Raw genomic sequence first — 11,702 nt, forward strand, 5'->3', positions numbered from 1 at the left:
ATTTGCAGCAGTGGGCATGTGCTGTTTCGTATGCCGCCTGGGTAGGCTCGTGGTGTGCCGCTGCCTGCTGATCCAGATCCCGCCCTACAGTCGTATGCCCATCCCGAACGCCTGGTCACCGCCGATTGGCTATCGGGCAACCTGGGCCGCCCGGGGCTTGCCATTGTCGAATCCGACGAAGACGTATTGCTTTACGACACCGGCCACATCCCCGGCGCCGTGAAGATCGACTGGCATACCGACCTCAACGATCCCAATATCCGGGACTACATCAACGGCGAGCAGTTCGCCGAGTTGATGAACCGCAAGGGCATCGCCCGCGACGACACCGTCGTGATCTACGGCGACAAGAGCAACTGGTGGGCCGCCTACGCGCTGTGGGTGTTCACCCTGTTCGGCCATCCCGACGTGCGACTGCTCGACGGAGGCCGCGACCTGTGGATCTCCGACGGCCGCGAAACCACGCTGGACGTCCCGTCGAAGCAGAGCACCGGCTACCCGGTCGTCGACCGCGACGACGCGCCGATCCGCGCCTACCGGGAAGACGTCCTCGAGATCCTCGGTAAGCAACCGCTGATCGACGTCCGCTCGCCGCAGGAATACACCGGGGAACGCACCCACATGCCCGACTACCCGGAAGAAGGTGCGCTGCGCGGCGGCCACATCCCCACCGCCCGTTCCATCCCCTGGGCCAAGGCCGCTCGGGACAACGGCCGGTTCCGCAGCCGCGAGGAACTCGAGGAGCTGTACGGCTTCCTGCAGCCCGACGACAAGACCGTCGTCTACTGCCGCATCGGGGAGCGGTCCAGCCACACCTGGTTCGTGCTGACCCACCTGCTCGGCAAGCCCGGGGTGCGCAACTACGACGGCTCGTGGACCGAATGGGGTAACGCGGTGCGGGTGCCCGTCGCCGTCGGGGAAGAGCCTGGAAGCGCACCATGAGCGCCATGCCGGCGGCACTGGCCGAAGTCGTTTCGGATTTCCAGGACGTGCAGGGACAGGACAAGCTTGCCCTGCTGCTGGAGTTCGCGAACGAATTGCCCCCGCTGCCAGCCGATCTCGAAGAGGCGGCGATGGAGCCGGTGCCGGAATGCCAGTCGCCGCTGTTCCTTCACGTCGACGCGGCCGACCGCGACAAGGTGCGGCTGTATTTCAGTGCTCCCGCGGAGGCGCCGACGACGCGCGGGTTCGCCGCGATCCTGGCGACAGGCCTCGACAAGCAGTCGGTCGACGACATCCTCGCCGTGCCCGACGACTTCTACTCCGAGCTCGGGCTGGCCGCGCTGATCAGCCCGTTGCGGCTGCGGGGCATGTCGGCGATGCTGGCGCGGATCAAGCGCAGGCTGCGCGAGAACTGATCAGAAGAACGGCAGCTTGTACTTGCCGCTGTACTGAAGCGCGTCCTTGTTCCGCTCGCCGATCACCTTGGCGGGCACCCCGCCGACGATCGCGAACGGCGGCACTTCCTTGTTGACCACCGAGTGGGCGGCCACCACGGCGCCCCGCCCGATCAGGCTCGGCAGGATCATCGCGCGGCTGCCGATCCACACGTGATCGTCTATGACGATGGGGTCGGGCGGGTTGGGTGCAGGGACGAAGTTGGGGTGGTTGATGTCGTGCCCGCCGGCGATGATCTGCGTGTCGCTGGCGATGACCACGTCGTCACCGATCGCGATGCCTGCCCTGGCGTCCAGCAGGCAGCGGAATCCGATCGAGACGCGGTCTCCGATCACGATGTAGGGAATGAACCAGACACCGGTGCCCCGGCAAATCGCCGTGCCCTTGCCGATCTTCGCGCCGAACAGGCGCAGATAGCCCAGCCGGATGAAGTGGAACGGGATGTAGGTGACGACGGTGTTGTAGAAGTACGCCACGTAGACATCGCGGATCCGGTGGAACAGGGTCTCGCCCTCGAGCTTGTAATTGACGATGCGGCCGTCAGGCTCGGTGACCCACTCCATCTTCGGCGGGATGCGCACATCGGGGTTTACTTCACGCTTGCGGGCGATCACTTCGGGGTCGGACGCTTGCGGTTCAACGAACAAGAGTGCTCCCTCAATAGCCTCAGCTAACTCCTGGATCAGCAGCCACCTTAACTCCGGCGGCGGTGAACCTTCCAAACGCGCCGTGAATTTGCTCGTAGCGCGCCGCACCCGCGAGTGGGCCGGGCGGTCAAGCCCCTTAAACTGCGAGACGCTACATTCTTAAAGACGTTTCTTAGAGAATCTGCCACCAGGAGGCGAAGTGCCTAGTCACGCCAGCTCGAAGATCTCCAAGGTGCTTGTCGCCAATCGTGGGGAGATCGCGGTCCGGGTGATCCGGGCAGCCAGGGACGCCGGGCTGGCCAGCGTGGCCGTGTACGCCGAACCCGATGCCGACGCGCCGCACGTACGGCTGGCCGACGAGGCCTTCGCGCTCGGCGGGCAGACCTCCGCCGAGTCCTACCTCGACATCGCCAAGCTGCTCGACGCCGCGGAGAAGTCCGGCGCCAACGCGGTGCACCCCGGCTACGGATTCCTCTCTGAGAACGCCGATTTCGCGCAGGCAGTCATCGACGCCGGGCTGATCTGGATCGGACCCAGCCCGCAGTCCATCCGCGACCTCGGCGACAAGGTGACCGCCCGCCACATCGCCGCGCGCGCCCAGGCGCCGTTGGTGCCGGGCACCCCTGATCCGGTCAAAGACGCCGACGAGGTGGTCGCGTTCGCCGAGGAGTACGGCGTGCCGGTCGCGATCAAGGCCGCGTTCGGCGGCGGCGGCCGCGGCATGAAGGTGGCCCGCACCATCGAGGAGATTCCTGAGCTGTTCGACTCGGCGACTCGTGAAGCGGTTGCGGCGTTCGGCCGCGGTGAATGCTTCGTCGAGCGCTACCTGGACAAGCCGCGTCACGTCGAGGCGCAGGTGATCGCCGACCAGCACGGCAATGTCGTCGTCGCAGGCACCCGCGACTGCTCGCTGCAGCGCCGGTTCCAGAAGCTGGTCGAGGAGGCGCCCGCGCCGTTCCTGACCGACGCGCAGCGCAAGGAGATCCACGAGTCGGCCAAGCGCATCTGCAAAGAGGCCGGCTACTACGGCGCGGGCACCGTCGAGTATCTCGTCGGCCAGGACGGGCTGATCTCGTTCCTGGAGGTCAACACCCGTCTGCAGGTCGAGCACCCGGTCACCGAGGAGACCTCGGGCATCGACCTGGTGCTGCAGCAGTTCAAGATCGCCAACGGCGAGACCCTCGACATCACCGAGGACCCGGCGCCGCGCGGGCACGCGATCGAGTTCCGGATCAACGGCGAGGACGCGGGCCGCGGCTTCCTGCCCGCGCCGGGCCCGGTGACCAAGTTCGAGCCGCCGAGCGGCCCCGGGGTACGGCTGGACTCCGGCGTGGAGACCGGTTCGGTCATCGGCGGGCAGTTCGACTCGATGCTGGCCAAGCTGATCGTCTACGGCGCCACCCGCGAGGAGGCGCTGGCCCGGTCCCGCCGCGCGCTCGCCGAATTCAACGTCGAGGGCCTGGCCACCGTCATCCCGTTCCATCGGGCGATCGTGTCGGACCCGGCGTTCATCGGCGACGGTGACGGTTTCTCGGTGCACACCCGCTGGATCGAGACGGAGTGGGACAACACCGTCGAACCGTTCACCGGCGGCGATCCGATCGAGGAAGAGGACACCGTCCCGCGGCAGACCATCGTGGTGGAGGTCGGCGGCCGTCGACTCGAGGTGTCGCTGCCCGGCGACCTCGCGATCGGGGGCGGCGGCGTACCGGCGGGCGGCGGCAACGTCGTTCGCAAGAAGCCCAAGCCGCGTAAGCGTGGCGCGCAGGCTGGCGCCGCGGCGTCGGGTGATGCAGTGACCGCGCCGATGCAGGGCACCGTCGTCAAGGTGGCCGTGGAAGAAGGTCAGCAGGTGTCCGCGGGCGACCTCGTGGTCGTGCTCGAGGCGATGAAGATGGAAAACCCGGTCACCGCCCACAAGGATGGCACGATCACCGGCCTCGCCGTTGAGCCGGGCGCCGCGATCACCCAGGGCACTGTCCTCGCCGAGATCAAGTAGCGCTAGTCGGGGGTCACCAGGCTGCGTTTGGCCAGTAGCGTGCCGAAGTAGGCCGCCTTCGGGTCGACGACGACCGTCTTGTCGTCGCCCCGTCGGGCCAGCGAGTCACGGGCCATCTGTTCGAACGAAATCTTCTGTGGCCCACCGATGTTCACCACCGCGTTGAGTGGTGCGGCGACCGCTGCACGCGCGACGTTCCGTGCGACGTCGTCGGCGGCGATCGGTTGGATCAGCGCATCCGGGACGCGCACCTCGTCGCCTGCGGTCATGGAATCGGTGATGGCGTCGGTGAATTCGACGAATTGCGTGGCCCGCACGATTGTGTAGGGCAGGCCGGACTCGGTGATGATCTTCTCCTGCACCACTTTTGCCCGCATGTAACCGCTGTCGGGCAGACCGTCGACGCCGACGATCGACAGCGCGACGTAATGGCCGACATCCGCGCGTGCCGCCACCACGACGAGGTTGGTGGTGGACTTCGTGAAGAATTCCATCACCGGATCGTCCTCGAACGACGGCGAATTGACGACGTCTACGAGCGCGTCGGCGCCACTGAGCGCGTCGGCGAGGCCGTCGCCGGTGAGCACGTCGACACCCGATTGGCGCGACGCGGCCACGACGTCATGCCCCTCGGCGGTCAACAGATCAACCACCTTCGCGCCGATGAGCCCGCTTGCGCCGATAACCGTGATCTTCATGCCTACCATCAGACGCGTGGAGCCCGTCGAAATCAATGCCGGTGCTTGGTATCTGCGGGCGCTGCGGGCCGACGACCGCATCGACGACCGGCCCGCACTGGCCGAACTGGGCGAAACCGACGCCGGCTACGTCGCGCGGTGCGAAGCCCAATGGGATTCGGATGCGATGTACTCGTGGGCGGTGTGCGAGCCGACGACCGGTGAACTGCTCGCCGAGGTGACGTTGGATCCCGCCACCGGGGGCATCGGCCTGCCCGCACGACCCGGCCACGCCGAGGCCGCGCAGGCAGCGGGCGACGCGGTGCGCCGCTTCGCCGAAAGCCTCTAACGCACGTCGATGTCCCGTCCCGACGCCAGATCGGCGCAGTCCACCGCCGTCACGTCGGGCCGCCCGGCCAGGAACGGCCGTGCGCCTTCGTCGCCGTGTAGTTCCGACAGCAGCGCGGGCCAGTGCCTGCGCGCGATGACGACCGGATGCCCGGGCCGGTCGCGGTAGCGGGCCCGTGCCAACCCCGAGGCCGACGTCCGCGCCGCGTCGAGCACCCGCCGCACGGTGTCGGCGCCCACGTCAGGGGTGTCGACGGCGTGCAACACCGCGTAATCGGCGTCGATGGCGTCGATGCCCGCCCGCACCGAGGCGCTGAGTCCGCGCTCCCAGTCGGTCGCGACCACAGCCCTGGCCGGCACGGGCACGTCGACGACCGCGGCACCCAACACCACCACCACGTCGTCGCATCCTCCGTCGGCCAACGCGGCGACGCATGAGCAAAGCCAGCTGCCGTCCTGGGCAAGCACTTTCGGCTTGCCGTAGCGCGTGCCTGCACCCGCGGCCAGCAGCACGCCCGCGACCCTGTTGGGCATGTGGCCATTGTGAACCACGAGGATGCCCGGATCTGCGATTTGCGATTTGACCTGGCGTTTTGAGAAACCTGGCCGTTCAATTGCGGTGCGAGAGCGAACGGGCGTAAGGTCGAACCAGGTTGAGTTCACAGCCCACTGGAAGCGTCAGACGACGCACAGGGTCGAAAAACCCGCCTTGTAGCGAGGCTTTGAGGACGCAGGGCCGAATTATTTGACGTGAACCACAGTACGAATCACGCATTCCGACTGATGGAGTCACAATGTCTACCCCCGAAACGGGTCCGGCTTCGCCGGGCTCTCTCATCGAACCCACCGATTGCCACACCGCGCACTTCGCCACGAGGTGGCTGCAACCGTCGATGGCGGTCATCGCAGCGCACGGCGAACTCGACGCGGCCAACGCGCAGCAGTTCGTCGACTACGCCCTGCGGCATGCCGCGCATCTCGACCGCCTCGTGCTGGATCTGACCGGCGTGGACTTCTTCGGTACCGCGGGCTTTTCCGCCTTGCACACCCTGAACGTCCGTTGTGCCGCCGAGAAGGTCGACTGGGCCATGACGCCCAGCCCGGCCGTCGTGCGACTGATGCGGATCTGCGATCCCGACTCGACGTTGCCGATCTGCGACAGCGTCGATGCGGCGCTCGCCGCCGTACAGGGTGAACCCCGCCGGCTACTGCAGCTGGTCCCGAAGTCGCGCTAGCGATTTCGCCAACAAGCGGGACACGTGCATCTGCGAGATGCCGACTCGCTCGGCGATCTGCGTCTGTGTCAACGACTCGAAGAACCGCAGCAACAAGACGGTCCGCTCGCGCTCTGGTAGCGCAGCGAGCAACGGCCGCAACGCTTCTCGGTTCTCGATCTGATCGAGACCCAGGTCCACGTCGCCGAGCGTGTCGGCAATCGCAGGTGCGTCCTCGTTGCCGCTGCCGCCACTGTCGATCGACAACGTGTTGTAAGAACTGCCTGCGACCAGACCCTCGATTACCTCGTCGCGGTCCATGTCCAACTCGGCGGCCAGTTCGGTAGCGGTCGGCGCCCGGCCGAGTCGCTGAGACAATTCGGCGGTCGCCGCGCCCAACCGTAGATGCAGTTCCTTGAGCCTGCGCGGCACCTTGACCGACCAGCTGTTGTCGCGGAAATGCCTGCGAACCTCACCCATGATGGTCGGCACGGCGAAGGACACGAAATCCGAACCGGCGTGCACGTCGAACCGGATCACCGCGTTGACCAGTCCGACACGGGCCACCTGGACAAGGTCGTCACGTGGCTCGCCGCGCCCGTCGAACCGACGGGCGATGTGGTCGGCGAGCGGAAGGCACCGCTCGACGATCCGGTCGCGCTGGCGTTGGAACTGCGGAGAGGCCTCCGGCAGCTCTTCGAGTTCGCGGAACATGTCGGCGACGTCCGCGTATTCAGAGTTCGGACGCGACGGCGAACCCTGGGCCGACGACGGGCTCACTGCAGCGAACTCGCTCGCCTCGTCGTCATCGAAATCCCGACCACCTGTTCGTCGGCGGGGCCTTGCCCGTCCTGGAACGTCGCCACCTCGTCGGTCAGCGAACTCAGCACGTGCCAGCTGAAACTGCCTGGCGCGAGGATGTCAAGGCTCTTGCAGGTGGTCGATGCGTTGATGACGACCGCATCGTTACTCGGCTCGACGACCAGCAGCAGTGTCGAACCAGGAACGGCGGATCGAATCAGCCGGGTGCACGCCTCGTCGACCGCCAGTCGCAGATCGGCGACGGCGTCGAAATCGAGATCCTCGAATGTGCCGACGGCGGCCACCAAGGTGCGCAGCACCGCCAAATTCTCCAGCTTTGCGGCGACCCGGAGCTCAACGGACCGGTCGCTTCGCCGCCGTCCGATGTCTGTGCTCGCGTCGGCCATCTGACCTCCCGGGAATTTTTTCGCGACACTACCCCAGGCCGCGTCTGAGCTAGCCACTGACGCTCCGACGGCATATCCGTGCGAACGTGTGACGGCGCTGAGGGCGGGGTAACACCCCGTCATGCAGGACTTCCGGTGGCGACCCGCACAGGCGCTGACGACGTTGATGATGCAGTGACGCCGATGCCGAGATATCCCGCGCAGCGCCCATCGCTTTCCTTTTCACCATGGTGGAGGTCCAGTACCCACTCGTCGTTGCTCATCAAACATGAAACTTCGTCGTAGCTCCGTCAGCGGCCCCGGGATACGCCGGGTGCGCCGCGGTAAAGGCTTTTCGTACCAGGATCACGACGGCGCGCCGGTCACCGATCAGGCCACCCTGGAGCGGATCCAAGCACTGGTGATTCCGCCCGCGTGGAAGAAGGTGTGGATCTGTCCGCATTCGAATGGTCACATCCAGGCGGTCGGCACCGACGCGGCAGGCCGCCGCCAGTACTTCTACCACCAGCAGTGGCAGGAGGAACGCAACGAGGAGAAGTTCGACCGGGTGCTCGCGATGTCGGCCGCGCTCCCCGAGATGCGACGACAGATCACCGCCGACCTGCGTGGCCGCGGCCTGGACCGGGACCGGGTGCTCGCGCTGGCCCTGCTGCTGCTCGACTTGGGGTACTTCAGGGCGGGCGGTGAGCAGTATGCCGAGGAGAACAACTCGTACGGGATCGCCACCCTGCTCTGCGAGCACGTCGCGCTGCAGAAGCAGGCGGTCGAATTCGACTATCCGGCCAAGAGCGGAGTGCGTCGGACACTGATGATCGAGGACGACGAGGTGGTCCGCTCGGTACGCGCGCTGTTGCGCGACCGTCGTGACTCCAATCGATTCCTGGTGTGCCGCAATGGTTCCGACTGGGTCGACCTGCACGCCGACGATCTCAACGCCCGGTTCAAGGAACTGGTCGGCGACGACTACACGGTCAAGGATCTGCGGACGTGGCACGGCACGGTGCTCGGTGCCGCCGCGTTCGTCGACGCCGACCCGCCCGTAAACAAGACGGTGATCAAACGCGTCGAATCGGCGGTGATGAAGGAGGTCGCCGAAGAACTTGGCAACACCCCGGCGGTCGCCCGGTCGTCGTATGTCGACCCGCGGGTGGTGCAAGGCTATGAGGCCGGAATGACCATCGCCGCAGGCGTGCGCCGGGCGAACCGCAGCAAGAAACCCGCTGAGCGGCAGGCGATCCTGGAAAGCAGCACCGCGCGACTCATTCGCAAAGTGGGGAAAGGTTAGAAACCCGCCGGGATTCCGTTGCCCAGGTAGGTCAGTCCGCCCAGCGCGGCCGCGTCGAGAAGGTTGCGGGTGTCGACCACCACCGCACCCGGCGCCTGTTCGGCGATCCGCTGCCAGTTCAGTTCGCGGAACTCGGGCCATTCGGTGAGCACCACGATGGCGTCGGCGTCCTTAGCGGCCAGATACGGGTCATCGACCGCGGTGATCGCCGACCGGCGCACCGGCGCGGGCTCGATGGTCGCCAGCCGCGGATCGTATCCGGTGATCTGCGCGCCTGCCCCGGCCAGTTCGGCGCAGATGGTCAACGCAGGCGAATCCCGCACGTCGCTGGTGCCTGCCTTGAACGTCAGCCCCAGCGCGGTGATCCGGGCACGGTGCAGCGGAACCGACAAGCTGCGGCGCAACGCGGCGGCGATCCGGCCCGGCTGCGCGGCGTTGGTGCACCGCGCCGATTCCACCTCCGGCAACGCGACGCCGTGCACCCTTCCAGTGTGCAGCAGCGCGGCGGTGTCCTTGGGCAGACACGAGCCACCCCAGCCGGGACCGGGTTGCAGGAAGTGCTGTCCGATGCGCACGTCGGCACCCATGCACCGGGTGACATCCGCGATGTTTGCACCGACCTCGGCACACAGCCGGGCAAGCGAATTGGCGTAGGAGATCTTCACGGCGAGAAAGGCATTGCTGGCGTATTTGGCCAGTTCCGCGCTTTCCGGTGTCATCCGCAGCATCGCGGGCCCGGCGCCGAACACCTCGGCGAGCACGTCGGCCGCGCGCTGATCGTCGGTGCCGATCACGATGCGGTCCGGATGGCGAAAGTCGTAGACCGCGTGGCCTTCACGCAAGAACTCGGGCACCGACGCCGCGCGAATGCCGGAGGGCAGCCGTTGATCGATACGGCGCGTAGTGCCGACGGGAACCGTCGACTTGAGGGCCACGACGGCGCCGGGGCGCAGCACCGACCCGAGTCGCTCCACCACCGCGTCGACCGCCCGCAGATCCGCCGATCCGTCGGAACCGCTCGGGGTGGGTACGCAGACGAACACGACCTCGCGGTCGGCCAGATCGGCTCCGTCGCAACTGAATCTCAGTGTCCTGTGCTCGAGTCCCTGCCGCAGCAGCAGTGGTAATCCAGGTTCGTCGATGTGCGCAACGCCGCGGCGCAATTGCTCGACGCGCTCGGCGTCGATGTCGAGGCACACGGTGTCGTGGTCGCGCTCGGCCAGGCATACCGCGGTGGTCAGCCCGACGTAGCCGGCGCCGACGACTCCGATCCGAAGCTGACTCACGCGCATTCCCTCAGCAGACTCTTGGTCGCATCCAGCACTCGCGACACCGTGATCAGCAGCAGGCCCTTGTGCGGTCGGTCGGCGTGCGGATCTCCCCGATCGCCTGCCCACACCGCGATGTGCGGGCCGGCGCCCCGCGGTCCCCAGCGGTTCGGCGGGGTGGGGCCGAACAGCAGTACCGACGGTGTCCCGGTCGCGGTGGCGATGTGCCCGACGCCGGTGTCACCGCATATCAGCAGTCGGCAGTCGGCGATCAGCGCGACCAGTTCCAGCAGGCCGAGAGTGCCTGCCAGAACGGACGTTCGCGGCAGGCCCGCACCGGCCGCGACGGAATGGGCGAGGTCAACCTCGTTGGCGTCGCCGGTTATCAGTACCTCATGACCCATGTCGCGCAGCACGGCGGCCACCTGTGCGAACCGTTCGGCCGGCCACCGCCGGGCGGGGTACGCGGCGCCGGGGTGAATCACCACCGCACCGGACCGGACTGGATAGCCGGGTGGCCGCGAGATCGCGAGATCTCCTGGTTTGCAAGCGATTCCGGCCCATTCCAGCAGACCGCACCAGCGGTCCACCTCGTGGACCTCGGTACGCCACGGTGGACCCGGCAGATCGGAATAGGCGTGGTGCCGATGTGTGAGCAGCGCCCGTGGCCGCAGCGCGACGAGGTCGGCGATGCTCTCCGGCCCGCTGCCGTGCAGGTTCACCGCCAGTGCGGGCGGTTGCGGCTGCGGGCGCAACCGGCCCAGCCCCGGAGTGGGTTCGACGTCGTCGACCGCACCGGACGCCAGCGCCAACTGGCGAAACCGCTCGGGTGCCGCCAGCACGATGCGCGCGTCGGGATAGGCGCGGCGCAGTCCGCGCAGCGCGGGCACCCCCGTCAACAGGTCACCGAGTCCAAGCGCGCGCAGCACCAGAACGGTGTCCTGTGACCGCTTTACGGCCACGACGACTCCGTCGACGCGCACACCACCATCTCCCGGACCTCGCAGCCGGCGGGTTGGGACAACGCGAACACCACAGTCTCGGCGACATGCTCGGGTTTGTTCAGCTTCGCATCGGGCGGCGGCTTGTACTGTTCGTCGCGGTCGTCGAAGAACGGCGTATGCATGCCGCCGGGAACCAACATCGTCACCCCGACCTCGCCCGCCAGTTCGGCGGCCAGCGCACGGGACAGTCCGACAACGCCGAATTTCGATGCGCAGTAGGCGGTTGCGTCGCTCACGGCTTTGATCCCGAGCGTCGACGCGCAGGTGACGATGGTGCCCCCGGTGGCTCTCAGATACGGAAGCGCCGAGCGAATCACCGCCGCGGTGCCGAGCAGATTGACGTGCACGACGCGCTCCCAGTCCTTGACAGGCACATCGGCGAGCTTGCCGCAGGAGTCGATGCCGGCCGCGGTGAAGACTCCGTGCACCTGCCCACCGACGCGGTCGGCGAGCGTACGCACTGCGGCATCGACGGCGTCGGTGTCCGCCAGATCCGCCTGTGCGTAGGCCACGTCCGCTGCGGGCACCTTCTGGTCGATCACCAGCGGGGTGCCGCCATGAGCGATGATCGCCTGGACGGTGGCCGCGCCGAGGCCGGACGATCCACCTGTGATGATCACATTGCCCGAGAACATGCCCAATTCCATTGCAAAT

14 protein-coding genes are annotated in these 11,702 nt (G+C 67.1%); 6 read left to right on the forward strand and 8 right to left on the reverse strand.

What is annotated here, in order from left to right; translation table 11 throughout:
* The first annotated feature begins 54 nt into the window (after positions 1–54).
* Together A5724_RS21795 and A5724_RS21800 are read left to right on the forward strand one after the other, a co-directional pair.
* Positions 55–942, forward strand: coding sequence for a sulfurtransferase (locus A5724_RS21795; protein WP_067806970.1), 888 nt, complete (start codon positions 55–57; stop codon positions 940–942).
* Positions 939–1,358: a SufE family protein gene (locus tag A5724_RS21800; RefSeq protein WP_067806975.1), complete on the forward strand. Its 420-nt coding sequence runs from the start codon at positions 939–941 to the stop codon at positions 1,356–1,358. The genes A5724_RS21795 and A5724_RS21800 overlap by 4 nt, the downstream gene beginning before the upstream one ends.
* Here A5724_RS21800 and A5724_RS21805 read toward each other — a convergent pair whose 3' ends face one another.
* Positions 1,359–2,045 (reverse strand): DapH/DapD/GlmU-related protein, encoded by a 687-nt coding sequence (locus tag A5724_RS21805; protein WP_067806978.1) that lies wholly within the window; start codon positions 2,043–2,045, stop codon positions 1,359–1,361.
* A gap of 199 nt (positions 2,046–2,244) precedes the next feature.
* Between A5724_RS21805 and A5724_RS21810 the strand changes: the two genes are divergently transcribed.
* The gene (locus A5724_RS21810; protein ID WP_067806981.1) at positions 2,245–4,044 is read left to right on the forward strand and encodes an acetyl/propionyl/methylcrotonyl-CoA carboxylase subunit alpha; all 1,800 of its coding nucleotides are present in this window, start codon (positions 2,245–2,247) and stop codon (positions 4,042–4,044) included.
* A gap of 2 nt (positions 4,045–4,046) precedes the next feature.
* On the opposite strand, the gene A5724_RS21815 is transcribed toward A5724_RS21810, so the two are convergent.
* Positions 4,047–4,742 carry an SDR family oxidoreductase gene (locus tag A5724_RS21815; protein ID WP_067806983.1) on the reverse strand — a complete coding sequence of 232 codons (696 nt, stop codon included), beginning with the start codon at positions 4,740–4,742 and terminating at the stop codon, positions 4,047–4,049.
* Between the two features lie 16 nt (positions 4,743–4,758).
* On the opposite strand from A5724_RS21815, the gene A5724_RS21820 reads away from it, so the two are divergent.
* Positions 4,759–5,070, forward strand: coding sequence for a hypothetical protein (locus A5724_RS21820; protein WP_067806986.1), 312 nt, complete (start codon positions 4,759–4,761; stop codon positions 5,068–5,070).
* On the opposite strand, the gene A5724_RS21825 is transcribed toward A5724_RS21820, so the two are convergent.
* Positions 5,067–5,603 (reverse strand): NTP transferase domain-containing protein, encoded by a 537-nt coding sequence (locus tag A5724_RS21825; protein WP_067806989.1) that lies wholly within the window; start codon positions 5,601–5,603, stop codon positions 5,067–5,069. The genes A5724_RS21820 and A5724_RS21825 overlap by 4 nt on opposite strands.
* Before the next feature lie 260 nt (positions 5,604–5,863).
* Here A5724_RS21825 and A5724_RS21830 point away from each other — a divergent pair, with 260 nt between their 5' ends.
* Positions 5,864–6,304: an STAS domain-containing protein gene (locus tag A5724_RS21830; protein ID WP_067806992.1), complete on the forward strand. Its 441-nt coding sequence runs from the start codon at positions 5,864–5,866 to the stop codon at positions 6,302–6,304.
* On the opposite strand, the gene A5724_RS21835 is transcribed toward A5724_RS21830, so the two are convergent.
* Both A5724_RS21835 and A5724_RS21840 read right to left on the reverse strand, forming a co-directional pair.
* The gene (locus A5724_RS21835; protein ID WP_369830652.1) at positions 6,275–6,997 is read right to left on the reverse strand and encodes an RNA polymerase sigma factor SigF; all 723 of its coding nucleotides are present in this window, start codon (positions 6,995–6,997) and stop codon (positions 6,275–6,277) included. The two genes, A5724_RS21830 and A5724_RS21835, sit on opposite strands and share 30 nt — an antisense overlap.
* A 62-nt stretch (positions 6,998–7,059) precedes the next feature.
* The gene (locus A5724_RS21840) at positions 7,060–7,491 is read right to left on the reverse strand and encodes an ATP-binding protein (protein WP_067806998.1); all 432 of its coding nucleotides are present in this window, start codon (positions 7,489–7,491) and stop codon (positions 7,060–7,062) included.
* A 268-nt stretch (positions 7,492–7,759) separates the two neighbouring features.
* Between A5724_RS21840 and A5724_RS21845 the strand changes: the two genes are divergently transcribed.
* Positions 7,760–8,776 (forward strand): DNA topoisomerase IB, encoded by a 1,017-nt coding sequence (locus A5724_RS21845; protein ID WP_067807000.1) that lies wholly within the window; start codon positions 7,760–7,762, stop codon positions 8,774–8,776.
* On the opposite strand, the gene A5724_RS21850 is transcribed toward A5724_RS21845, so the two are convergent.
* From A5724_RS21850 to A5724_RS21860, 3 genes are read right to left on the reverse strand one after another with little or no spacing between them, the layout of a single operon-like run.
* Positions 8,773–10,068 carry a UDP-glucose/GDP-mannose dehydrogenase family protein gene (locus tag A5724_RS21850; protein WP_067807003.1) on the reverse strand — a complete coding sequence of 432 codons (1,296 nt, stop codon included), beginning with the start codon at positions 10,066–10,068 and terminating at the stop codon, positions 8,773–8,775. The two genes, A5724_RS21845 and A5724_RS21850, sit on opposite strands and share 4 nt — an antisense overlap.
* Positions 10,059–11,027: a glycosyltransferase family 9 protein gene (locus A5724_RS21855; RefSeq protein ID WP_082965192.1), complete on the reverse strand. Its 969-nt coding sequence runs from the start codon at positions 11,025–11,027 to the stop codon at positions 10,059–10,061. The genes A5724_RS21850 and A5724_RS21855 overlap by 10 nt, the downstream gene beginning before the upstream one ends.
* The gene (locus A5724_RS21860) at positions 10,997–11,695 is read right to left on the reverse strand and encodes an SDR family oxidoreductase (RefSeq protein ID WP_232004929.1); all 699 of its coding nucleotides are present in this window, start codon (positions 11,693–11,695) and stop codon (positions 10,997–10,999) included. The genes A5724_RS21855 and A5724_RS21860 overlap by 31 nt, the downstream gene beginning before the upstream one ends.
* Positions 11,696–11,702: the final 7 nt, after the last annotated feature.

The sequence above is a fragment of the Mycobacterium sp. ACS1612 genome (assembly GCF_001667505.1).
Lineage (GTDB): Bacteria > Actinomycetota > Actinomycetes > Mycobacteriales > Mycobacteriaceae > Mycobacterium.

Bases quoted from the DNA above. Each gene is read 5' to 3' on its own strand.
- A5724_RS21800 (WP_067806975.1), top strand. From the start codon at position 939: ATGAGCGCCATGCCGGCGGCACTGGCCGAAGTCGTTTCGGATTTCCAG.
- A5724_RS21835 (WP_369830652.1), bottom strand. From the start codon at position 6,997: ATGTTCCGCGAACTCGAAGAGCTGCCGGAGGCCTCTCCGCAGTTCCAA.
- A5724_RS21815 (WP_067806983.1), bottom strand. From the start codon at position 4,742: ATGAAGATCACGGTTATCGGCGCAAGCGGGCTCATCGGCGCGAAGGTG.
- A5724_RS21840 (WP_067806998.1), bottom strand. From the start codon at position 7,491: ATGGCCGACGCGAGCACAGACATCGGACGGCGGCGAAGCGACCGGTCC.
- A5724_RS21850 (WP_067807003.1), bottom strand. From the start codon at position 10,068: ATGCGCGTGAGTCAGCTTCGGATCGGAGTCGTCGGCGCCGGCTACGTC.
- A5724_RS21845 (WP_067807000.1), top strand. From the start codon at position 7,760: ATGAAACTTCGTCGTAGCTCCGTCAGCGGCCCCGGGATACGCCGGGTG.
- A5724_RS21860 (WP_232004929.1), bottom strand. From the start codon at position 11,695: ATGGAATTGGGCATGTTCTCGGGCAATGTGATCATCACAGGTGGATCG.
- A5724_RS21825 (WP_067806989.1), bottom strand. From the start codon at position 5,603: ATGCCCAACAGGGTCGCGGGCGTGCTGCTGGCCGCGGGTGCAGGCACG.
- A5724_RS21830 (WP_067806992.1), top strand. From the start codon at position 5,864: ATGTCTACCCCCGAAACGGGTCCGGCTTCGCCGGGCTCTCTCATCGAA.